General features: G+C 59.3%; 21 protein-coding genes and 2 tRNA genes. 15 read left to right on the top strand and 8 right to left on the bottom strand.

Annotated features, from left to right (window positions below; genetic code table 11):
- Positions 1-57: 57 nt before the first annotated feature.
- The 5 genes from BM174_RS10480 (at position 58) to BM174_RS10500 (ending at position 6477) form a co-directional block, all read left to right on the top strand.
- Positions 58-1806 carry a sensor histidine kinase gene (locus BM174_RS10480; protein ID WP_425442354.1) on the top strand — a complete coding sequence of 583 codons (1749 nt, stop codon included), beginning with the start codon at positions 58-60 and terminating at the stop codon, positions 1804-1806.
- Complete coding sequence (locus BM174_RS10485) at positions 1803-3032, top strand: sigma-54-dependent transcriptional regulator (protein ID WP_093923800.1); 1230 nt, start codon at positions 1803-1805, stop codon at positions 3030-3032. Before BM174_RS10480 ends, BM174_RS10485 begins: the two co-directional genes overlap by 4 nt.
- Before the next feature lie 237 nt (positions 3033-3269).
- Positions 3270-4271, top strand: a complete 1002-nt coding sequence (locus BM174_RS10490; RefSeq protein WP_093923801.1) for a DctP family TRAP transporter solute-binding subunit — start codon at positions 3270-3272, stop codon at positions 4269-4271.
- A gap of 75 nt (positions 4272-4346) precedes the next feature.
- A complete protein-coding gene (locus tag BM174_RS10495) occupies positions 4347-5060 on the top strand; it encodes a TRAP transporter small permease (protein ID WP_245766323.1) in 714 nt (237 codons plus the stop codon).
- Positions 5061-5064: 4 nt separating this feature from the next.
- Entirely contained in the window at positions 5065-6477 is a 1413-nt protein-coding gene (locus BM174_RS10500; RefSeq protein ID WP_093923802.1) for a TRAP transporter large permease, read from the top strand.
- A gap of 103 nt (positions 6478-6580) precedes the next feature.
- Here BM174_RS10500 and tpiA read toward each other — a convergent pair whose 3' ends face one another.
- On the bottom strand, positions 6581-7330 hold the full coding sequence (gene tpiA / locus BM174_RS10505) for a triose-phosphate isomerase (protein ID WP_093923803.1): 750 nt from the start codon (positions 7328-7330) through the stop codon (positions 6581-6583).
- Between the two features lie 83 nt (positions 7331-7413).
- On the opposite strand from tpiA, the gene BM174_RS10510 reads away from it, so the two are divergent.
- Positions 7414-8322 (top strand): isopenicillin N synthase family dioxygenase, encoded by a 909-nt coding sequence (locus BM174_RS10510; RefSeq protein ID WP_093923804.1) that lies wholly within the window; start codon positions 7414-7416, stop codon positions 8320-8322.
- Here BM174_RS10510 and BM174_RS10515 read toward each other — a convergent pair.
- The 7 genes from BM174_RS10515 to BM174_RS10545 all read right to left on the bottom strand — a co-directional run bounded on the left by BM174_RS10515 (position 8319) and on the right by BM174_RS10545 (position 14021).
- A complete protein-coding gene (locus BM174_RS10515) occupies positions 8319-8648 on the bottom strand; it encodes a TfoX/Sxy family protein (protein ID WP_093923805.1) in 330 nt (109 codons plus the stop codon). The two genes, BM174_RS10510 and BM174_RS10515, sit on opposite strands and share 4 nt — an antisense overlap.
- The gene (locus BM174_RS10520) at positions 8645-9007 is read right to left on the bottom strand and encodes a HesB/IscA family protein (protein ID WP_093923806.1); all 363 of its coding nucleotides are present in this window, start codon (positions 9005-9007) and stop codon (positions 8645-8647) included. The genes BM174_RS10515 and BM174_RS10520 overlap by 4 nt, the downstream gene beginning before the upstream one ends.
- A gap of 107 nt (positions 9008-9114) precedes the next feature.
- The gene (locus BM174_RS10525) at positions 9115-9477 is read right to left on the bottom strand and encodes an SUF system Fe-S cluster assembly protein (RefSeq protein WP_093923807.1); all 363 of its coding nucleotides are present in this window, start codon (positions 9475-9477) and stop codon (positions 9115-9117) included.
- 154 nt (positions 9478-9631) lie between these two features.
- Positions 9632-11026, bottom strand: coding sequence for a 30S ribosomal protein S6--L-glutamate ligase (gene rimK, locus BM174_RS10530; RefSeq protein WP_093923808.1), 1395 nt, complete (start codon positions 11024-11026; stop codon positions 9632-9634).
- Positions 11027-11089: 63 nt separating this feature from the next.
- Positions 11090-12766, bottom strand: coding sequence for a mechanosensitive ion channel family protein (locus tag BM174_RS10535; RefSeq protein ID WP_177209461.1), 1677 nt, complete (start codon positions 12764-12766; stop codon positions 11090-11092).
- 86 nt (positions 12767-12852) lie between these two features.
- Positions 12853-13128: an NfeD family protein gene (locus tag BM174_RS10540; RefSeq protein ID WP_093923810.1), complete on the bottom strand. Its 276-nt coding sequence runs from the start codon at positions 13126-13128 to the stop codon at positions 12853-12855.
- Positions 13128-14021, bottom strand: coding sequence for an SPFH domain-containing protein (locus BM174_RS10545; RefSeq protein ID WP_093923850.1), 894 nt, complete (start codon positions 14019-14021; stop codon positions 13128-13130). Before BM174_RS10545 ends, BM174_RS10540 begins: the two co-directional genes overlap by 1 nt.
- A gap of 116 nt (positions 14022-14137) precedes the next feature.
- On the opposite strand from BM174_RS10545, the gene tgt reads away from it, so the two are divergent.
- The 9 genes from tgt to BM174_RS10590 all read left to right on the top strand — a co-directional run bounded on the left by tgt (position 14138) and on the right by BM174_RS10590 (position 21767).
- Positions 14138-15265 carry a tRNA guanosine(34) transglycosylase Tgt gene (tgt, locus tag BM174_RS10550; RefSeq protein ID WP_093923811.1) on the top strand — a complete coding sequence of 376 codons (1128 nt, stop codon included), beginning with the start codon at positions 14138-14140 and terminating at the stop codon, positions 15263-15265.
- A 111-nt stretch (positions 15266-15376) separates the two neighbouring features.
- On the top strand, positions 15377-16483 hold the full coding sequence (locus BM174_RS10555; RefSeq protein WP_093923812.1) for an alkene reductase: 1107 nt from the start codon (positions 15377-15379) through the stop codon (positions 16481-16483).
- 235 nt (positions 16484-16718) lie between these two features.
- Positions 16719-17024, top strand: a complete 306-nt coding sequence (locus BM174_RS10560; RefSeq protein ID WP_093923813.1) for a hypothetical protein — start codon at positions 16719-16721, stop codon at positions 17022-17024.
- Positions 17025-17218: 194 nt separating this feature from the next.
- Positions 17219-19630 (top strand): endopeptidase La, encoded by a 2412-nt coding sequence (lon, locus tag BM174_RS10565; protein WP_093923814.1) that lies wholly within the window; start codon positions 17219-17221, stop codon positions 19628-19630.
- Positions 19631-19775: 145 nt separating this feature from the next.
- Positions 19776-20249 carry an HU family DNA-binding protein gene (locus BM174_RS21370; protein WP_245766324.1) on the top strand — a complete coding sequence of 158 codons (474 nt, stop codon included), beginning with the start codon at positions 19776-19778 and terminating at the stop codon, positions 20247-20249.
- A gap of 88 nt (positions 20250-20337) precedes the next feature.
- Positions 20338-20412: transfer RNA gene (locus BM174_RS10575), tRNA-Val, on the top strand.
- 85 nt (positions 20413-20497) lie between these two features.
- Positions 20498-21088, top strand: coding sequence for a histidine phosphatase family protein (locus tag BM174_RS10580; RefSeq protein WP_342742059.1), 591 nt, complete (start codon positions 20498-20500; stop codon positions 21086-21088).
- Complete coding sequence (locus BM174_RS10585; protein ID WP_093923815.1) at positions 21085-21657, top strand: histidine phosphatase family protein; 573 nt, start codon at positions 21085-21087, stop codon at positions 21655-21657. Before BM174_RS10580 ends, BM174_RS10585 begins: the two co-directional genes overlap by 4 nt.
- 34 nt (positions 21658-21691) lie before the next feature.
- Positions 21692-21767: transfer RNA gene (locus BM174_RS10590), tRNA-Val, on the top strand.
- Positions 21768-21786 lie beyond the last annotated feature (19 nt).

Raw genomic sequence — 21786 nt, forward strand, 5'->3', positions numbered from 1 at the left:
CCACAAAGCGCAGGGGCACTGGTCAATGCAAGGGGGCATGTGCAATCTGGCCCGATGATGAGGGAATTGCGAGGTCGGGCGGCGGTGGTGCTGGCCTTTCTGGGCGTCGTGCTGGTGCTTGCCGGTGCGGTCTGGCGCTATGGCTATGTGCAGGGGCTCGATCAGCTTGCCGCGCGGGGTCAGGCCGATCTGGCGCTGGCGGGGGACCGTCTGGTCGGCCAGTTGCAGCGCTACCGCGATCTGGCCGTGGTGCTGGCAGATCATCCCGACGTGCGCGCAGAGCTTGAGGGCAGCGCTACCAATACAGAAGCGGTTTTGCTGGAGGTGGCCGATAAATCCGCAGCCCTCGATATCGCCGTGCTGGACCGTCAGGGCCGTGTCCGTGCGGCCGCCAAAGGCAGTCTTGCACGGGAGCTGGGACAAGAGCGCTTTGTGCAGCGGGCCTTGCGCGGGGCGCTGGGATGGGGGCACGGGCCGGGGTTGCCATTGACGCCACGGGCATTTTATCAGGCCGCACCAGTGTTTGATGACGCCGGCAAGGTGATGGGCGCGGTGCTGGTGGTGACCGACCTTAACGGCATCGATTACAACTGGCGCGGCACCAATCCGGCGGCGTTTTTCACCGATGCGCAGGGCATCGTCTATATCTCCAACCGCTCGGAGCTTTTGTTCTGGCAGCGGCCCGAAAGCGGCGAGGGGCTGTCACCTCCCGCCGCCGAGACGCCTGAATTTTCCATCACATGGCCCGGCGGGCATGAAATCTGGCATCTGGGCTGGGGGCCATACCTGCCGCAAGAAGCGTTGCATATGACGCGGATGCTGCCGGTGATCGGGATGCGCGGCGAGGTTTTGCTGGACGTTGCACAGGCGCGGCGCTTGGCGTGGTCTCAGTCCGCCGCCGTTGCAGCGCTCTGTCTGGCTTTCGGCTCGCTCTTGTTTCTGGCGGCCGAACGGCGGCGCGCGCTGGCCGAGGCGAATATGAAGCTGGAGGGCAGGGTGGCAGCGCGGACCGTAGCCCTGCGCGATACCAATGCGCAATTGCTCCGCGAAGCGCGGGATCGTGAAAAGGCACAGGCTGCTTTGCAACAGGCACAGGCTGATCTGGTGCAGGCCGGAAAGCTTAGCGCGCTGGGCCAGATGTCGGCGGGCATCAGCCATGAGCTGAACCAGCCCCTGATGGCGATCCGCTCCTTCGCAGAAAACGCTGTGCAATTCATGGAGCGCGACAAACCTGAACGCGCCGCCGAAAATCTGGCGCGGATCTCCGACATGGCGCGGCGGATGGGGCGGATTATCCAGAACCTGCGCGCCTTTGCCCGTCAGGATAGCACGACGCGCGAGCGGGTTGATCTGGGGGCGGCGCTCCACTCGGCGCTGGAACTGACGCAGACACATGTGCGCGAGGCGGGGGTTGAAATGGAATACGCGCCCGCCGATGGGCCGCTGTGGGTGCGCGGTGGCGAAGTCCGTCTTAGCCAGGTCTTTGTCAATCTGATCACCAATGCCGTCGATGCGATGGCGGCAAGCGATATCAAGGTGTTGCGGGTCGATGTTGACCAGTCCGAAGTGATCACCGTCAATTTCCGCGACACCGGACCGGGGATAGAGATGCCGGATAAGGTATTTGACCCATTCTATACCACGAAATCGGTCGGGCCGACGGGGGGGATGGGGCTTGGCCTGTCGATCAGCTATGGCATCGTCCAAAGCTTCGGCGGGCAAATCCGCGGCAGCAATCTGAAAAGCGGCGGCGCGTGGTTTCGCGTGACGCTGGAGCGCGCAGCGACACAAACGGAGGCGGCATGAGCCAGACGGTCCTTTTGGTGGATGACGACGCAGCAGTGCGCGAAGCCTTGGCGCAGACACTGGAATTGGCAGAGATCACCGCGATCACCGCCTCGTCCTTTGTGGCAGCCAAGGACCGGATCAGCGCGGGCTTTGACGGGGTTATCCTGTCCGACATCCGCATGCCGGGGCGCGACGGGTTCCACCTGCTGGATTACGCCCGTGCCCAAGACCCCGACCTGCCGGTGATTTTGCTGACAGGCGAGGGCGATATTCCGATGGCTGTGGCGGCAATGGCGCAGGGCGCATTTGGCTTTCTGGAGAAACCCTGTGCGCCCGCTGAATTGCTGGCCGTACTGGAACGGGCCTTGAAAACCCGCGCATTGGTTCTGGAAAACCGCCGCCTGCGCGAGTTGGTGAAGACCGGCGATGCAGCGGCGCGGATGATCTTTGGCACCTCGGAAATGGCGCAGGGCGTGCGGCGGCGGGTGCGTCTGGTGGCGCAGGCCGAGGGCGCAGTGCTGGTCAATGGTGCACCGGGGACGGGGATTTCCAAGGTGGCTGAGGTCGTCCACCTCAGCTCATTGCGCTCCAAATCGCCATTCGTCAAACGCGCGGCGCGAGGGCTGACGCCTGGTGATCTCGATACCGCGCTGGCTGAAGCCACAGGCGGCAGCTTGTTTATCGACGAAATCGCGCTGTTGGAGCCGCAGGTGCAGCTGACGCTGAGCGGCGCGATGGACGAAAACACGCCCGCGCGGCTGATTGCAGGCAATACCCGCGACCTGAGTGCCGAGATGACGGCGGGGCGGTTCAATGCCGATCTTTACTACCGTTTGGAGGCTTTGAGCCTGCGCTTGCCATCGCTGGCAGAGCGGCCCGAAGACATTCCGGTGATGTTTCGCCGCTATGTTGATCAGGCGGCAGAGCAAGCGGGGCTGCGCGCGCCGGAGGTAACGCCAGCGGTGATTGCAGGGCTGATGGCGCGGGACTGGCCGGGCAATGCGCGGGCGCTGATGTCTGTGGCGATGCGCTTTGTCATGGGGTTGCCCGACGAGATTGCCCCCGATCCCGGACTGGGGCTGGCCGACCAGATGGCGCAGGTTGAACAGTCGCTGGTGGAAGCGGCGCTACGCCGTGCAGGCGGTCAGGCGTCGGCAGCCGCCGAAGCGCTAAGATTGCCGCGCAAAACATTCTACGACAAATGCGCCCGCTATGGAATCAAGCCCGAAGATTTCCGCAGCTAGGCTGTGCGGATTTCCGCACAGAGGCAGGTTTGCCTGTGTGGAATTTCGCACTAAGGTTCGCGGCGCGGTGAATCCTGTCGCGCGATATCGATCATAAGTTATTGATCTTTAATTATAATCCGTGGATTCATTCTTGTGGTGAACACGCACTTGTGAGGTAGGCGCTCCCACCGTCACACTGCGGCAGCGCATCTTGAGGATGCCGAAACCGATTCTATTCTCTGGGAGGAGACATCCATGAAATTCCTGACTGCTGCCACTGTGGCCCTGACCCTGTCCGTAAGCGCCGGCGCTGTTGCCGCGGCTTGTGACGATGGCGAAATGGTAATCAAGCTGAGCCATGTCACCAACACCGATAAGCACCCAAAAGGGATCGCTGCATCGTTGTTGATGGAACGTGTGAACGAAGAAATGAACGGCACCGCCTGCATGGAAGTGTTCCCGAACTCGACACTTTATGACGATGATCAGGTGCTCGAGGCGATGCTGCAGGGCGACGTCCAGATGGCGGCCCCTTCGCTGTCCAAGTTCGAAGCCTTCACCAAGCAATTCCAGATTTTCGATCTGCCCTTCATGTTCCTGAACATCGATGCTGTGGACAAGTTCCAGCAGGGCGAGACTGGCGAGAACCTAAAGAACTCCATGCAGCGTCGTGGTCTGCAGGGTCTGGCGTTCTGGCACAATGGCATGAAGCAGATGTCGTCCAACAAAGCGCTGGAAATGCCCGGCGATGCCAAAGGCCTCAAGTTCCGCGTTCAGCCTTCTGACGTGATTGTAGCCCAGTTCGAGCAGCTTGGCGCCTCGCCACAGCCTATGGCCTTCTCCGAAGTTTACGGCGCGCTGCAAACCGGCGTTGTCGACGGACAAGAGAACACATGGTCCAACATCTACGGCCAGAAATTCTTTGAAGTTCAGGACGGCTCCACAGAGACCAACCACGGTGTGCTGGATTACCTGCTGGTGACCGGTTCCGACTGGTGGGACAGCCTTGAGCCCGCCGTACGTGACCAGTTGGCCACGATCATCGAAGAAGTCTCGACCGAGCGCAACGCGGCTGTCAACGACGTCGATATGGAAGCGCGTCAGGCGATCCTGGATGCAGGCGGCGTGATCCGTGAGCTGACACCAGAGCAGCGTCAGGCCTGGGTTGACGCGATGAAGCCGGTTTGGTCGCAGTTCGAAGAAGGTGTCGGCGCCGATAACATCGCTGCCGCACAGGAAATCAACGAGTCCATGTAAAAGGACCGACGGGGAGGAAAAGGGTCGGGGCGCTGCGGTGCCCCGACCCAAACTTTATCACAAGGGGGGACGACCGTGAGCGCCAAACGATACGCGCCAAAAGGGGCCTTTGGCCGTTTTGTGCACAGCTTTGAAGAGACCGCCATCGCCTTTTTACTGGGCATGATGACGCTGGTCACTTTTGTAAACGTCGTGCTGCGGTACGGGTTCAATATTTCCCTCATATGGGGGTTGGAACTGACGCTGGTGCTGTTTGCATGGTTGGTTCTGTTCGGGATCAGCTATTGCGTGGAGGTCACAGCGCATCTGGGCGTTGACGCGATCACCTCGCTGCTGCCAACCAAAACCAAACGGGTTCTGGCAATCATCTCGGGGCTGATCTGTATCTTCTACGCAGTGCTTTTGATGAAGGGCGCTTGGGATTTCTGGGCCCCCTTCGCCGGATTTGAGCGCACCAGCGGACGCTGGTTCCCGACCGGTTTCGCCAACACACGCTCGAACGCCTTTTACGAGAGCGACCAGATCCCGATCCCCTTTGACTGGTTGAACGCTGTGCTGTCGAACACGTTCAATTCGTTCACCGAGAACGGCAAGGTGGTTGTTGAGACTTACGAAAAAATGCCGCGGCTGGTGCCTTATCTGATCCTGCCCTTGGGCGTGGCGCTGCTGTTGTTTCGCTTTATCCAAGCGACACTCGGCGTGATTGCGGGCACCCGTGAGAGCCTGATCGTGAGCCATGAAGCCGAAGAAGCAGTCGAACGCGCTGCTGCCGAAGACGCGAAGGTATAAACGAATGGATGTTGCACTTCTTTTCCTGATGGTTGTCGGGCTGATGCTGATCGGCGTGCCGATTGCGGTGTCGCTGGGTCTGAGCTCCATGCTGTTCTTGTTGGCGCTGTCCGACACGTCGCTGGCCGCAATCGCACAGAGCCTTTATGGGGCGATGGCCGCACATTACACCCTGCTGGCGATCCCGTTTTTCATCCTTGCCTCGTCGTTTATGTCGACGGGCGGGGTGGCGCAGCGGATCATCCGTTTCTCCATCGCCTGTGTGGGCCACCTGCGCGGTGGTCTGGCGATCTCGGGCGTGCTGGCTTGTATGATGTTCGCGGCCCTTTCAGGCTCGTCACCTGCAACGGTGGTGGCCATCGGCTCTATCGTGATCGCAGCGATGCGGCAGGCGGGCTATACCAAGGATTTCGCCGCAGGGGTGATTGCGAACGCAGGTACCTTGGGCATTCTGATCCCGCCCTCCATCGTGATGGTGGTCTATGCTTCGGCCACGGATGTATCAGTCGGGCGGATGTTTCTTGCCGGCGTTATTCCAGGGATCATGGCGGGCGTCATGCTGATGCTGACGATCTATGTCATGGCCGTGCTGCGCGATATGCCTAAAGGCGTATGGGCCGGTTGGGGCGAGATTTGGACCAGTTTCCGCGAAGCGTTCTGGGGCTTGATGCTGATCGTGATCATCATGGTCGGAATTTACGGTATTCCGGGTGTGACGGGGGCGATCTTTACGCCGACCGAAGCGGCGGCTGTGGCCTCGGTCTATGCCTTTTTGGTGGCGATGTTTGTCTACCGCGACATCGGCCCATTGCGGGCAGTAGAAGGCGACGCAGGGCAGCCCTCACGGCCGCGCGCCAGCCTGCTGACGAAGCCTTGGGCCTTGGTGACGGCATTTGTGCACCGTGATACCCGCGATACCTTGTTTGATGCGGGCAAACTGACCGTGACGTTGATGTTCATCATCGCCAACGCGCTGATCCTCAAACACGTGCTGACCGACGAGCAAATCCCGCAGCAGATTTCGGCAGCGATGCTGGATGCGGGTTTCGGGCCGATTATGTTCCTGATTATTGTCAACGTGATTTTGCTGATTGGCGGGCAGTTCATGGAGCCGTCGGGGCTGTTGGTGATCGTCGCTCCGCTGGTGTTCCCGATCGCGATAGAGCTGGGGATTGATCCGATCCATCTGGGCATCATCATGGTGGTGAACATGGAAATCGGGATGATCACGCCGCCGGTGGGGCTCAACCTCTTTGTCACTTCGGGCGTGGCGAATATGCCCATGATGAATGTGGTGCGGGCGGCCCTGCCGTTCACGGCGGTCCTCTTCGTGTTCCTGATCATCGTAACTTATGTGCCTATCATTTCGACATGGTTGCCGACGCTGATGATGGGGCCGGAGATTATCACCAAATAGCAGTGATCACTTGGATTAAAATTTGCAAAAGGGCGGCGTGCCAGAGAGGCGCGCCGCCCTTTTGCATGGGGCTGTGCAGTGAGTTTACCTAGCCAAATGAAGCTTAGGATTGCGCCAGAGCTGCGACGATGGGGGCAAAGTCGGCGGCCTTGAGAGACGCGCCGCCGACCAGCGCGCCGTCGACGTTTTTGGCGCGGAAGATGGTGGCGGCGTTGTCGGGCTTGACCGAGCCGCCGTAGAGCAGCGGGATTGCATCGCCGATAGTGTCGCCAAAGCGGGAGATCAGCTTTGCGCGGATGAAATCATGCACTTCTTCGATCTGCTCAAGCGTCGGCACCTTACCGGTCCCGATGGCCCAGATCGGCTCATAGGCGATCACGATATTAGTCGCGGTCGAGTCGTCGGGCAGAGAACCGGACAGTTGGCCTGCGATGATATCGAGGGTATTGGCGGCCTCGCGGTCCTCTAGGCTTTCGCCGATGCACAGGATCGCAGTGAGGCCAGCGGCCCATGCGGCACGGGCTTTGGCGCGGACATCGCTGTTGGTTTCCTCATGGGCATCGCGGCGCTCCGAATGGCCGACGATGACGTACCGCGCGCCAGTGTCGGCGATCATCGGGGCGGAGATATCACCGGTAAAAGCGCCCTTGTCCTCCGCGTGGCAGTCCTGGGCGCCGATGCCGATGCCATGGGGGCGGGCGATTTCGCAAGCCCGGTAAAGCAGCGGCGCGGGAGGGCAGATCACCACATCTGGTGCGTCATCAGGCAGCATCTCAGCAAGCGCGCCGAGTTCTGCCAGCGCTGCCGCTGTGCCGTTCATCTTCCAGTTGCCTGCTGCCATTTTCCGTCGCATGGGATACCTTGTGTAAAAGGGTGTTCTTCGTGTTAACACCGTGACTGCTGCGCGGCAACGCAGTGAGGCGACAGGAGCAGGCTTTGATTCCGAGAATTGATTTAGCGGCCCTAGAGGCACGTGACCCCGATGCCTTGGCGACGATGGCTGTGGCCGCGCGCGAGATCGGCTTTGCGACCATATACAACACCAGCATTACTCCTGTCCGGATGGAGTTGGTGTTGGCGATCTATCGCGCGTTTTTCAAACTGCCCGAGGATTTGAAAGCATCAAGCAATATGGCGGTGACCGGATCGAACCGGGGGTGGGGCGCGCCCGGCTCAGAGCAGGTCGATCCACAGGCCAATCCTGATTACAAACAGGTTTTTGACAGCGGGGTGAGCCTTGCCGAAGGAGATCCGCGTCTGGAACAGACGTTTTATGCACGCAATATCTGGCCGCAGCAGCAAGCCGGCTTTGCTGAAGTGATCCGTGCCTACTATACCGATGCCTGTGCAGTGGCGATGCAGGTTTTGGGTGGCGTGGCGGCTGCTATCGACACGCCAGATGACGCTTTTGATGGCGCGTTCGAAGTGCCGATGGCCTTGCTGCGCGGCAACTATTATCCGTCGCGGCCCGCGTGGGCAGGGGCCAAGGATTTTGGCATCGCAACGCATACCGACTATGGCTGCTTAACCCTGCTCGCAACCGATGGTTCGCCCGGGCTGGAGGTGCGCAAACGCGGGGGCGGCTGGATTCCGGTGAGCGCACCGCCGGGGGAGTTCGTGATCAACTTCGGCGAGATGATGGAGTTGTGGAGCGATGGTGCCGTGCGGGCCACGCCACACCGCGTTGTCGGCGGCGCAGCCGAGCGGATATCAGCGCCGCTGTTCTTCAACCCTGCCCATGATACCAATGTCGCACCGGTAGGATCTGGCGAAGTGGTTCTGGCGGGCGAGCATCTGGCGCGCCGCTACAACGAGACCTATCTGCACCTCAAAATCGGCAGCTAACGCAAATGAGCCAGTGCACGGTGTGCGAGCGTGGTGGCCAGATCAGGATCGTCCAGCGCAGCTTCGGGCAAGGTCCAATATGGCATTGCAGCGCTGGCACCGTTCTTGCGGGTATAGGTCCATTTTTCGGAACCGTACCCGGCGAGTTCTGCGGCGAAAACATTGGCCTGCGCCTTGAGCAGAATTACCCCGTCAGAGCGCAATAGCGCAAAGATTGTGCCATCAGAATAAAGCGCCATGCCGCCGAACATCCGGCGGCAGGTCAGGTCGGGCAAGGTTGAGAATAGTTCGGTCGCAAAGGCGATATCTGCCTCGGGCAGGCTCACTTGGCGCCGAGCGTCTCATCGAATTTGATCGATTCCCCGCAACCGCAGCTTTCGGTCACATTTGGATTTCGGAATTTAAAGCCTGATTCCAACAGCGAGGTTTCATAGTCTATTTCGGTCCCGAAAAGGAACATTTGGGCCATTGGCGCTATCATCACCCGGGCACCGTCAAACTCGACAACCTCGTCATTGGGGTCGGTCGCCTCGACGTATTCCATGGTATATTCCATACCCGCACAGCCGCCTTTTTTGACACCAATGCGCAGCCCTGCATGACCTGCAGAACCCATCAGTCGCGCAATTTGATGCGCGGCCTTTGGCGTAATCGTCACTGCTTGCTTACCGGGAATGCCGAACATTGCTGGTCTCCTTTGGTGTCAAGATAGGGGCGCAGGGCCACAATCTCAAGCGGTCTGCGCGGTCACGTGAGATTTGCTGGTATGCAGGCTAGGGCCGACCCGTGCGTTCACATGAACCCGAGTTCGAGCCGTGCCTCATCGGACATCATATCCATGCCCCAAGGCGGCTCCCAAACCAGATCAACATCGACATGCTTTACGCCGGGTAACGGCTCCACGGCATCGGCCACCCAGCCGGGCATTTCACCGGCCACAGGGCAGCCCGGAGCGGTGAGAGACATCTTGATCGCGACTTCATTTTCCGCATTGATATCAATGGTGTAAATCAGCCCCAGCTCGTAGATATTGACCGGGATTTCAGGGTCGTAAACCGTACGGCAGGCCTCGACCACTTGTTCATACAAGGGGTGATCTGTCGTCGAGGGGGCGATAAGTGGCGTGCCCTCAAGTGGCTGTGTCGGTTGGGTCATTGCGGCCTCAGTTCTGTTTCTGACTGTTTATATAGGGATTAGACGGCCCAAGGTCCAGTGCCACCATCCCTTGAAGCGTCCGAACGTTTCATCCGCCCGCCAAACCCCTTTTTGACCGGTAGATCCCGGGCGCGCGCGGGGGGCTGGCCCCCGCTTAACCGTCGCTTGTCGTTTTGCGTTTACGGCCCGGTTGTGGCTTCACCCGCGCTTCAATCTCGTCATAAAGCTTGCCCACAATGTCTTTGCCTGTCGCCTTCTCGATCCCTTCGAAACCGGGGGAGGAGTTAACCTCCAGCACTTTGGGCCCACTGTCAGAGCGCAACAAATCGACGCCCGCCATGCCGAGCCCGAATGACCGCGCCGCGCGTACTGCAGTATCACGCTCAAGTTTGGAAATGCGCACGACTTCGGCGGTGCCACCACGGTGCAAATTGGAGCGGAAATCGCCGTCCGCACCCTTGCGCTTCATCGACGCCACAACTTTGCCCGCGATGACCAGACAACGGATATCTTCGCCAGCGGCTTCCTTGACGAAATCCTGCACCAGAAAGTTCGCTTTCAAACCGCGAAAAGCGTCGATGACGGATTCGGCAGCCTTCTTGGTTTCGGCCAGCACCACACCTTTGCCTTGGGTTGATTCCAGCAGTTTCACGATCAGCGGCGCGGTCCCGACCAGGGCCATCAAATTCGAGGTATCCTTGGGCGAGGCAGCGAAGGCCGTGGTTGGCATCCCGATTTTCTTGGAAGCCAACACCTGATGGGCGTGCAGCTTGTCGCGGCTGGCGGTGATACCAGCACTACCATTCACGCTATAGGTTCCGATGGTTTCGAACTGCCGAACCACTGCCGTGCCATAGGGCGTGATCGAGGCGCCGATGCGCGGGATTACCGCGTCATAGCGCGGCAGGCGCTTGCCGTCGTAATGCACTTCCGGTGCCAGCGCGTTGATCGCCATGTAGCATCGCGTTGTGTCGATCACTTCGACCGTATGGCCCCGCGCTTCGCCGACCTCTACCAGACGCCGCGTTGAATAGGTGCCCGGCTCACGGCTCATCACCGCGATGCGCAGCGCCCGTTGCGGCGCGGTGCGGCGCACAGTGGGTGAATGGTAAACATCATAGGACAAATCGGGCTGCAAACGGCGGGAGGTGGCGGTGATGTTGATGTGTTCGTTCAACGCCTGGCGGCCTAAAAGCATCCGGCTGGCCATGCCCGCGCGGTTGGTCAGCGTCACGTCAATCGGCCAGCTTTGGCCGCCAACTTCGAGCATTGTCGAGATCACAAACCGCTGTTCGGATTCGCCGTTGGAGGAGGTAACTTCGCGTCGGTCGATGATCGGCGCGGAGCAGGTTATCGTGATGTCTTCTCGACCGGGGATCGGGTGAATGTTGAACCGCACCTTGGGCTTAGACGGCGGGCCAAAAACCTCAATATCATGGGCATGCAGCGCCGATGTGCGCGCGCCGGTATCAACCTTGACCTTAAGGGCGGGCAGGCCGAGTTCGGGCAGGGCAATCCATTCTTCCCAGCCGAAAGTTAGTTTAGTCATTGCCTGCTCCTGAATAGCATGATGGGACGAAGGTGCGTCCCCTATAGTGTTGCCTGTGCCGCATCAAGCCTCGGTACGGTCGGCGGGCACTGCGGGTAAAATCGGGGTATCGCGGTCACGTTGCAGTTGCGCGGCAGCGGCGAGCAATTTCTCCCGAACACGGCATTCGATGTCCCAGAACGTCGCGGGGTTCGAGCTTGGCATCTCGAACCGGACCTTGATGCCAAAGGCGTCCTGATCGGTGACATGGACTTTGGCGCGGTCAATCGGCTGGATGTCTTCCTGCTTTTCTTGCGACAGCAGGTCAAAAAACACCTCTCGCAGTTTTTGCACGTCTGCTGTTTGCGCCAGCGTAAGAAAAATTGGTCGCACCATTTCGGGTTCTTCGATCGACCAGTTTTCGAAAGCGTCAGAGACGAAATAACTGACTGGTACGATTAGTCGCGTGCCGTTCCAGATCAGCAACTGAACATAGGTAAAGTGGATGCGCTCGACAGTGCAAAAATGTCCTTCGAACAACAGCTGATCCCCAATCCGCGCCGAGCGGTTAAGCGCAATCTGCACGGAGGCGAGGATATTTCCCAGCACCTCGCGCGCCGCAAAGCCAAGCACGATGGTCAGCGCACCGGCAGAGGCCAGCAGCGAGAAGCCGATGGTGTTGGCCGTACTCAATGACACCAGCACGACGCCGGTCGCGGCCAGCACCGCGATCACGATCACCCCTTTGCGGGCCGCCGAAATCGTCGTCGCTACTGCGCGCATGTGCGAATTCTCGGGGTCGGCCAAGGCAAGCGGATCGCTGGGGCTGATCCGGTCGAAAATCTCGTCAAAGACCATGACAATCGCCATGGTTCCAGCGACCACATAGGCGATCAACAAAACCGGGCTGAGCACCGCGTCGATCATCCCTGAAACCACCAGCACGCGGCTGGTAAAAGTTCCGATAATGACGGCGCCGATAACGATGGCCGCAGGCCAGCAGAGTGACCGATAAACAAAGCGCATCCAGCGTTGGCTGGCGCTATCACCAAGATAGCGCATGGTGCGAAACGCGGTCCAGCCAGCAAGGATTGCCACGGCGAACAGGATCGGCACGAACATGATTTCCCACATGTACATGCCCCAGAACGCCCGCTTCCGTGCCCATTCCGGCAGGGAGGCTTCCAACTGAGTAGGTCCATAAAGATCGAACAGATGTGGGATATTGTCGACACTTTGCCGTGAGATCACCCAAACGGGGGCGGCATCTTCACCGGGTTTGACGCGGTTCAGGCGCAGCGGCACATGGTGGTCGCCTTGCTCAAGCGCGTCGATCAGCAAGGACCGGCGTACGCGTCCGGTGTCGTTGTTTTCGGACGACCCAGAAAGCCAGCCGTCGGGCCGATCGGCGAGCGTGCTCCATGGGATCACCACTTTGCGTTCCAGCACCACTGACAATTGCCGCGCCCGTTCAGTGCCAATCACGGCCTGATCAGCCTGCGGCAGGTCGCTGAGGTCGAGCAAATGAGCGGCTTCGCTGAAGTGGCCCTTGGAGGTGAAGAACAGAAAGTTTTCCATCGCGGCCATCGGAGTGCCACGGTCCAGTGTTTTGGGCGCGGGCGGCAGGCCGGGGTTTAGCTCCTCGGTTTCAAACCACTTCTCCTGCGCGGAGGCAGCGAAACCCGTGACAAGCAAAAGCATCAGCGCCGCGAGCACGGCGCTAAGCGCCACTGCGCGTGAGGGGAGAGATACTTGCCACATAAGCAGTGCAATGTAGCTGCAACTGCCACAGGTCAAGGTTGGGAGGCGCAGATCAATCATCCCCGCCTGTCTAGGCGCTGCAGTGCTTAGTTTTCGTTAATGTCGCGCGTCACGATCCGTGCACCGCTGGATTGGCGGCGAAACACCAGCCGCAGGGCGAACCATGCGACCAGCGACAAGATTGCGAACAGCGCCAGCAAGGCGGGCAGATTGGCGATTGGCAGCACATAGACCACCACCGCCATTGCCAACGCCCCGAGCGCAAATCCCAGAAAGATCGAGCCGGGCACCAAAAGCTCGATCACGCCCAAGGCTAGCGCCGCACAAATCCAGACCCACCAAAGGGTTGCAAACGCCTGCATCAGCTACGGCCTTTCAACAATTTGAAGGCATCGCCAAAGGCTTCGAGCGCTTGGGCGGGGATCACAATGGTCTGGTTGCCCGCTTTCGCGCCCATGGCGTTAATCGCCTCGACCTGTTTCAGCGCGATTTGATACTGCGCCGCTTCAAGCCCGTTTTCATTGATCGCGGTGGCGACAACTTGGGTGGCATAGGCTTCGGCATCGGCGAGCACACGGCGCGCTTTGGCGGTCTGCTCGGAGGCGTAAAGCTCGGCGTCGGCTGAAAGCTCGACCGCGCGTTTCTTGCCCTCGGCCTCGGTCACCTGTGCGCGGCGGGCGCGTTCGGCGTTGAGCTGTTGCATCATCGCGGCGCGGGTGGCGGCATCAAGGTTCACGTCCAGTATCTCGGCGCGGGTGACTTCGATGCCCCAATCATCGACCGCATCTTCAACGGTGGCCTTGATGGTGGTGATCAGCGAGGTGCGGTTGGCCTGCACCTCGTCCAGATCCATCTTGCCAATCTCGGCGCGGACGATCCCCGCAACGGTGGTCGAGATGGCGCTATCGACATCGCGGATCCGGTACACGGTTTTTTCAGGTTCGGTGATGCGATAGAATACCGAGGTATCCACCTGCGTCAGTACGTTGTCGCGGGTGATCGCGTCCTGGCTGGCGGTCGGCAACTGCCGCTCCAGAATAGAGATGCGGTGCGCGACCTTGTCGATAAACGGCACGATGATGTTGATGCCAGGGCCAAGGACAGCGCGTAGCCGGCCAAAGCGCTCGATGACATGCTGTTCGGACTGCGGCACGATCTTGATCGCTTTGAAGATCAGGATGATCACGAGGGCGGCCAGCAGCAGCCACGCAAGACTGTTTTCCAGCAGATCCAGCACCAATGTTTCGATATCCAAGGCCGTCATCCTTCGTAGGTGAAAATTCTGCGATGATCATTGTGCCTTTCGCCGGTTGATTGCAAGTTTCGCGGCTCTGGGCTATCGGCTGGGCCATGCAAAACAGGACACCGGCGATGACTGCATTTTCATTTGAGAAACACGGGCAGGACGGCAAGGCGCGCACCGGCGTGATCCACACCGCGCGCGGTGACATCCGCACGCCCGCCTTTATGCCCGTTGGCACCGCCGCGACCGTCAAGGCGATGATGCCCGAAAGTGTCGCCGCCACCGGCGCGGATATCCTGCTGGGTAATACCTACCATCTGATGTTGCGCCCTACTGCCGAGCGCATCCAGAGCCTTGGCGGCCTGCATAAGTTCATGAACTGGAGCGGGCCAATCCTCACTGATTCCGGTGGCTTTCAGGTGATGAGCCTTGCCGCGCTGCGCAAACTGACAGAGCGCGGCGTGACCTTCAAAAGCCACATCGACGGGTCGCGCCACGAGATCACACCGGAACGGTCGATGGAAATACAGGCAATGCTCGGCTCTGACATCGTGATGTGTTTTGACGAATGCCCCGCGCTGCCCGCCGACCGCGACCGCATTGCCAGCAGCATGGAAATGTCGATGCGTTGGGCGAAACGCTCCAAGGAGGCGTTTGGCGACCGGCCCGGCCACGCGCTTTTTGGCATCCAGCAAGGCGGGTTGGAGCAGGACTTGCGCGGCCAAAGCGCCGAGTCGCTGCGCGAGATCGGCTTTGATGGCTATGCCGTGGGTGGCTTGGCCGTGGGCGAGGGGCAGGCGGCAATGTTCGATTGCCTCGATTTTGCGGCTGATCAGCTGCCGCAGGACCGGCCGCGCTACCTGATGGGGGTCGGCAAGCCCGATGATATCGTCGGTGCCGTAGCACGCGGCATTGATATGATGGACTGTGTGTTGCCGTCCCGCTCGGGCCGTACGGGGCAGGTGTTTACCCGCCGCGGTGTGCTTAACATCAAGAACGCGCGGCATCAGGACGACCCGCGCCCGCTGGATGAAGACTGCGGTTGCCCAGCCTGTAGCAACTATTCGCGGGCCTATCTGCACCATGTCTATCGCAGTCAGGAGATCATCTCCTCAATGCTGCTGACATGGCATAATCTACGCTTTTATCAGGATCTTATGGCAGGGATGCGCGATGCCATCGCGGCGGGGGAGTTCACCCAGTGGCAGGCCAAGTTCCATACTGACCGCGCCGAAGGAGATATCGAGCCGCTTTAAGGGCCGGTCACGAAGCTGTTTGGGTTTTCTCGGCGCGCCCCCCTTGCTGCAGCGCGGCGGCATCTTAGGTGTTGGGACCAATACACAGATCACCCGAAAGGTCTCGACCCAATGACACAGAAGCTCTTTACCGCTATCGACGCGGGCGCAATCAGCGCCAAAAATCGCATCGCCATGGCCCCGCTAACCCGCAACCGTGCCGACAACGACACTGGCGAAGTCAGCGACATGCATGTTGATTATTACCGCCAGCGTGCGGGCGCGGGCATCATCATCACCGAAGCCACGCAGATTTCTCCCGAGGGGAAAGGTTATTTCCAGACCCCCGGTATTCACACCGAAGGTCAGGTTGCTGCGTGGCGCAAGGTCACCGATGCGGTGCATGAAGCGGGCGGCAAGATCGTCCTCCAGCTGTGGCACGTTGGCCGGATCAGCCACACCAAATTGCAGCCCAACAGTCAGGCTCCTGTCGCGCCTTCCGCGATCAGCGCGGGTGTGAAGACCTTCACCGCTGACGGGTTCGAAAACACTTCCGATCCACGCGCGTTGGATCTCGACGAGATGCCAAGAATCGTTGCCGATTACACTCATGCCGCCGAGATGGCCAAAAAGGCCGGTTTTGACGGGATCGAAGTGCACGGAGCTAATGGGTATCTGCTGGACCAGTTCCTGAAAACCGGCAGCAATACCCGTGATGATGCCTATGGTGGCAGCGTCGAAAACCGTGCGCGTTTGCTGCTCGAAGTTCTGGAGGCCGTTACCGGCGTTTGGGGCAAGGGCCGCGTGGGTCTGCGCCTGTCGCCGTTCTCCCCTGCCAACGGGATCGACGATGCCGATCCGCAAGAGACATTCGAGTATGTCGTCCGCAAGCTCAACCAGTTCCGCCTGTCCTATTTGCACATGGTAGAAGGTGCCACCGGCGGCTCGCGTGAGCTTGACGAGGGCGAAAGCATTGCGGCGCTGCGCAAGCTCTTTGACGGCGTTTATATGGGCAACAACGGCTATGACCGCGCCTTGGCGGTGAAGGCTGTAGAAGGCGGTGACGTCGATATGGTGGCCTTTGGTGTTCCGTATATCGCCAACCCCGATCTGGCCGAACGGCTGGAGAAGGAAGCCGAACTGAACAAGCCCGACCAGTCCACTTTCTATGGCGGCGGTCGTGAAGGCTATACCGACTATCCAGTGATGGAAAAAGCGAAAAGCTGCTGCTGCGGCTAAGGTCAGGCGCAGTCCCACTGCACTGGTTTGACGGCATAGGGTCGCGTGGTACGAAGGTACTGCGCGGCCCATTTGCTATCCCGATAGGCTTTGCCGAGGGACCGGATAGGCGACCTGCCGCCGTGGCAAAAAAGCAGGATTGTCTGAAAAGCGATTCCGTCCGAATGAGAGACGCGAGCAGGTCCCAAAGGGGCCGCCGTTCAAGCCCGATAAGAGGCACATTTGAGGACCGAATATGTTTGGATTGCGCTTCCATTCGAGGATCAGCCTTGCCGCTGTCCTCGTCACTGCCGCCGGTTTTGCCATCTCTGGCACCAGCGGCCAGAATATCCGCAGTGATTTCGCCGGCTCCGGCAAACACCAAAGCAAGCTGATCACCGGATCGTTCTATCCAGATCTGGTCGCCGAAGACGCCGTGCGCGCGCTGGAACAATCACATTGCCGCGAGATGAACCGTAAACCCGGCGACCAGATCAAGTCGTTCGAGGTGAGCGCATTTGGCTCGGATGGCTGGTACAGCTACAGTGCTACCTGCCGTTAAGGTGCAAGAAACTATGCTGATGCGTTAAAAAGTGCGGTTGCCTCCGGACGGCTCTCGCGCGATGATGGGGCATGACCTGATTTCAACCATTGAAACAGGCGGGAAGGGTGCACAGATACCTAACCCAGAAGAGGAGACGACCGTGGCTGCCGAAACTTGGGGCCGGATCGTCTTGCCAGTAAAAGGAATTGAGCATGTTAGAACCCCTCAACGCGTCATATCCGGTTTTGCCGCTGCGCGATATCGTGGTTTTCCCCCACATGATCGTGCCGCTGTTTGTCGGTCGCGAAAAATCGGTCCGCGCTTTGGAAGAAGTCATGGCGGACGACAAGCAGATTCTGCTGTCGAGCCAGATCGACCCCGGCGAGGACGATCCAGAAGCTGACGGCATCTTCAAAACCGGTGTTTTGGCCAATGTGCTGCAACTGCTCAAACTGCCCGATGGCACCGTGAAGGTGTTGGTCGAGGGGCAGGCGCGTGTGCGCATTACCGAATACCTTGAGAACGATAACTTCTTTGAGGCCCGCGCCGAATATTTGACCGAAATGCCCGGCGACGCCGCGACCACGCAGGCGTTGTTGAAAACCGTCGGTGACGAGTTCGAGCGCTATGCGAAGGTCAAGAAAAATGTGCCGGATGAAGCGCTTACCGCCGTTGGTGAAAGTGCGGAGCCTGCGCGTCTGGCCGATTTGGTTGCCGGACATCTGGGCATCGAAGTCGAGCAAAAGCAGGACCTTCTGGAAACGCTCTCGGTGTCCGAGCGGCTGGAGAAGGTTTACGGCTTGATGCAGGGCGAAATGTCCGTGCTGCAGGTCGAGAAAAAGATTAAAACCCGCGTGAAGTCCCAGATGGAGCGGACCCAGCGCGAGTATTATCTGAACGAACAGATGAAAGCGATCCAGCAAGAGCTGGGCGATGGCGAGGACGGCAAGAACGAAGTAGCCGAACTCGAAGCCAAGATCGCTGCGACCAAGTTAAGCAAGGAAGCCCGTGAAAAGGCCGATGCGGAACTCAAAAAGCTCAAGAATATGAGCCCGATGAGCGCCGAAGCTACGGTTGTGCGCAACTACCTTGACTGGATGTTGTCGATCCCGTGGGGCGTGAAAAGCCGCGTCAAAAAGGACCTTGGCAAAGCCCAGAAGGTGCTGGACGACGACCACTATGGTCTTGAAAAGGTTAAAGAACGGATCGTTGAATATCTGGCCGTGCAGCAACGCTCGACCAAGATGAAAGGCCCGATCATGTGTCTCGTCGGCCCTCCGGGTGTTGGTAAGACCTCGCTGGGCAAGTCGGTTGCAAAGGCCACGGGGCGTGAGTTTATCCGCATTTCGTTGGGTGGCGTGCGTGACGAATCCGAAATCCGCGGCCACCGCCGGACCTATATCGGCTCCATGCCTGGCAAGATCATTCAGGCGCTGAAAAAGGCGAAAACCACGAACCCGCTGATCTTGCTCGATGAGATCGACAAGATGGGGCAGGATTTCCGTGGTGACCCTGCATCGGCAATGCTCGAGGTGTTGGATCCGGAACAGAACTCTACTTTCGTGGATCACTACCTCGAGGTCGAATATGACCTGAGCAACGTGATGTTCCTGACCACGTCTAACAGCTATAACATGCCAGGCCCGCTTCTGGACCGGATGGAGATCATCCCGCTGTCTGGCTACACCGAGGACGAAAAGCGCGAGATTGCCAAACAGCACCTCGTCGCCAAGCAGATCAAGAACCACGGTCTGAAGTCTAAGGAGTTTGCCATTGAGGACAGTGCCTTGACCGGCATGATCCGCTACTACACCCGTGAGGCGGGCGTGCGGAGCCTTGAGCGCGAGATTGCCAAGGTGGCACGCAAGTCGCTGACCAAAATCATCAAGAAAGAAGTCGAAAGCATCACTGTGACCGGCGACAACCTTGATGATTTTCTCGGTGTGCAGAAGTACCGTTACGGTCTGGCCGAGAAGGAAGATCAGATTGGTGTTGTCACCGGCTTGGCCTATACTTCGGTCGGGGGCGAGTTACTGCAGATCGAAGCACTGCGTCTGCCGGGTAAGGGGCGGATGAAAACCACGGGTAAGCTTGGCGATGTGATGAAGGAGTCCATCGACGCGGCAAGCAGCTATGTGCGCTCGATCAGCCCGCGGATCGGGGTAAAGCCGCCCCGGTTCGATGTGCTGGATATCCACGTTCACGTGCCAGATGGGGCCACCCCGAAAGACGGGCCCTCTGCGGGTTTGGCGATGGTAACCTCGATCGTGTCGGTGCTCACGCAGATTCCCGTGCGCAAAGACATTGCCATGACTGGTGAAGTCAGCCTACGCGGCAATGCGATGCCAATCGGCGGTTTGAAAGAGAAACTGCTCGCGGCGCTGCGGGGCGGCATCACCACCGTTCTGATCCCTCAGGAGAACGAAAAGGATCTGCCGGACATTCCGGATAATGTGAAAGCGGGGCTGACGATCATCCCTGTGAGCCACGTGTCCGAAGTGCTTAAGCATGCATTGGTCCGGATGCCTGAGCCCGTTGATTGGGATCAGGACGCCGAAGATGCTGCCGCTGCTGCGGCACTGTCGGCCAGGTCCGGCACTGGCGACGGCGCCACGGCTCACTAAGGCAAAGGCGAAAGCCAACGAAGAAAAGCGCTCCGAAAATCGGGGCGCTTTTGTTGTTGTGAGGCTCCATTATATTTGAATGAGCCGGGGGCAGGGCACCTACGGGGGCTGGATTTAAAAGCACGCGCGACCTACGGTGTCATTAATGAAGAAACCACTCACAGCACGAGGTAGTGATCGGATGTCGAAAGCAGCGTCTTCTAAAGCCCCAACCACGAGCGCCAAAGCGGCTGTTAAATCCGGCGCGATAGGCGCCGCAGCACCGACCTCCGCAACCGGCGCCGGCACAGCGCCATCGACCAAGGCCGCCAAACCCACGGTCGTTGATACCCCGCAAGCAGTTATCCTTGGTCCGGTAATGCGCAAGAAAGAGCTGATCGATGCAGTTGTTGAGCGATCTGCGATCAAGAAGAAGGACGCCAAACCTGTTGTCGATGCCATGCTCGCAATTTTGGGCGAAGCGCTGGCTGACAATCGCGAATTGATCCTACCTCCACTCGGCCGCATCAAAGTCCGCCGCGAAAAGGCTCTGCCGAATGGCCGGGTGATGGTTGTCAAAGTGCGCCAGTCCTCGCAGACGAGTGACGAGGCTTCAGGTGATGACGGCGAGGATATCTGAAGGTTAGGCAAGCTTTCCTTGCGGCACTCTGTTTTTCAGCAGGCGGCCCCTTGCAAGGCAGGCCGCAATTGTCTAGTTCGACCGGCACGGGTGATTAGCTCAGTGGTAGAGCGCTTCGTTCACATCGAAGATGTCAGGAGTTCAAATCTCTTATCACCCACCATACTCCACAGATTTTTCTTCAAGCCGGATCGGCACAGGCTGAATGGTGACTGAGGTGCAGACTGTCTTCTTTGGCATCCAATCGCGTGGTTAAATTGCAGAGCTATCCCCCGATCTGGTTCTTGCGCCATGGCCAAACCGAATGGAACCGCGCCTTCCGGCTGCAAGGGCAGATGGATTCGCCTCTCACGGAGCAGGGGATCGCCGAGGCAAAGGCTCAAGCGGCGTTGATCGGTCCCGTTCTGCTACAATCGCCCGCAGTAATTGTGTCGCCCTTGGGACGTACACGCCAGACTGCAGATATCGTGATGGGCGGCAGGGAATACGCAACTGACCCGCGATTGATGGAGATCGATGCGGGCGCATGGCAAGGCAGGCTGTGCGAAGAGATTATGAGGGAAAGCCCTGATCTGGCTCATACCTCACCAACAGCGCTACAGATTTATCAAGCCGCGCCAGACGGCGAAGGGCTGGAACGTTTCCACAACCGGATCACGGCGTTTCTGGAGGACCTCACGGGGCCCACTGTCATCATCGCGCATGGTTTACTGGGGCAGGTGCTGCGGGCGCAGGTTTGCGGATTGAGCCTTGATGCCGCAGGTCATCTCCCAAACTTGCAGGGCTGCATATATCATTTGGAAAGAGGCCAGGAGCATATTCTGGCCGGAGCGACATGAAGCCCTATCCTGATCTCTATATCTTGCGGCACGGCCAGACCGAGTGGAACGCGACGGGTCGGCTGCAGGGGCATTACGATTCCGCTTTGACGGCGCTCGGCACTGCGCAGGCCACGGCGCAGCATGACATTCTGCGACAGCGGGATCTTACGGGCTTTCGCGCCTTCAGCAGCCCGCAGGGGCGGGCCTTCCGCACGGCGGGCATCGCGCTGTCGGGGCTGATTGCCAATATCACGACCGACGAAGCACTCAGCGAGATCGGGCTCGGCGAATGGGCGGGCGCTGAGCGGGAGCCATTGATGACCGCACATGGCACGCGCGATGGATTTGCGCTTTATGAACTTGCCCCCAACGGCGAAGGTTTTGCGGCGTTACAGGCACGCTGCGCCGAGTTTCTGGACCGCCTGCAAGGTCCTGCCGTGTTGGTTACCCACGGGATCACATCGCGGATGATCCGGCTGATTTTGTCGGACCAACCCCTGTCTTATCTGCCGGAAATCGGCGGCGGGCAGGGGGTGGTTTACTACTTCGCGCAAGGATCACGCAAACAGATGAAGTTTCAGGCTTGAAACCCGTCGCGGCCTTGGATAATACGCAGCCAGCGGGTCGTTAGCTCAGTTGGTAGAGCGCTTCGTTTACACCGAAGATGTCGGGAGTTCGAGCCTCTCACGACCCACCATATTTTCAATAAGTTAGCG

Origin of the sequence: Sulfitobacter brevis (genome assembly GCF_900112755.1) — a bacterium.
Lineage (GTDB): Bacteria > Pseudomonadota > Alphaproteobacteria > Rhodobacterales > Rhodobacteraceae > Sulfitobacter > Sulfitobacter brevis.

Coding starts and splice junctions, on each gene's coding strand:
- BM174_RS10485 (WP_093923800.1), top strand. CDS start 1,803: ATGAGCCAGACGGTCCTTTTGGTGGATGACGACGCAGCAGTGCGCGAA.
- BM174_RS10525 (WP_093923807.1), bottom strand. CDS start 9,477: ATGACCCAACCGACACAGCCACTTGAGGGCACGCCACTTATCGCCCCC.
- BM174_RS10480 (WP_425442354.1), top strand. CDS start 58: ATGAGGGAATTGCGAGGTCGGGCGGCGGTGGTGCTGGCCTTTCTGGGC.
- BM174_RS10520 (WP_093923806.1), bottom strand. CDS start 9,007: ATGTTCGGCATTCCCGGTAAGCAAGCAGTGACGATTACGCCAAAGGCC.
- tpiA (WP_093923803.1), bottom strand. CDS start 7,330: ATGCGACGGAAAATGGCAGCAGGCAACTGGAAGATGAACGGCACAGCG.
- BM174_RS10535 (WP_177209461.1), bottom strand. CDS start 12,766: ATGTGGCAAGTATCTCTCCCCTCACGCGCAGTGGCGCTTAGCGCCGTG.
- BM174_RS10560 (WP_093923813.1), top strand. CDS start 16,719: ATGTTTGGATTGCGCTTCCATTCGAGGATCAGCCTTGCCGCTGTCCTC.
- lon (WP_093923814.1), top strand. CDS start 17,219: ATGTTAGAACCCCTCAACGCGTCATATCCGGTTTTGCCGCTGCGCGAT.
- BM174_RS10540 (WP_093923810.1), bottom strand. CDS start 13,128: ATGCAGGCGTTTGCAACCCTTTGGTGGGTCTGGATTTGTGCGGCGCTA.
- BM174_RS10490 (WP_093923801.1), top strand. CDS start 3,270: ATGAAATTCCTGACTGCTGCCACTGTGGCCCTGACCCTGTCCGTAAGC.
- BM174_RS10500 (WP_093923802.1), top strand. CDS start 5,065: ATGGATGTTGCACTTCTTTTCCTGATGGTTGTCGGGCTGATGCTGATC.
- BM174_RS21370 (WP_245766324.1), top strand. CDS start 19,776: ATGAAGAAACCACTCACAGCACGAGGTAGTGATCGGATGTCGAAAGCA.
- BM174_RS10585 (WP_093923815.1), top strand. CDS start 21,085: ATGAAGCCCTATCCTGATCTCTATATCTTGCGGCACGGCCAGACCGAG.
- tgt (WP_093923811.1), top strand. CDS start 14,138: ATGACTGCATTTTCATTTGAGAAACACGGGCAGGACGGCAAGGCGCGC.
- rimK (WP_093923808.1), bottom strand. CDS start 11,026: ATGACTAAACTAACTTTCGGCTGGGAAGAATGGATTGCCCTGCCCGAA.
- BM174_RS10555 (WP_093923812.1), top strand. CDS start 15,377: ATGACACAGAAGCTCTTTACCGCTATCGACGCGGGCGCAATCAGCGCC.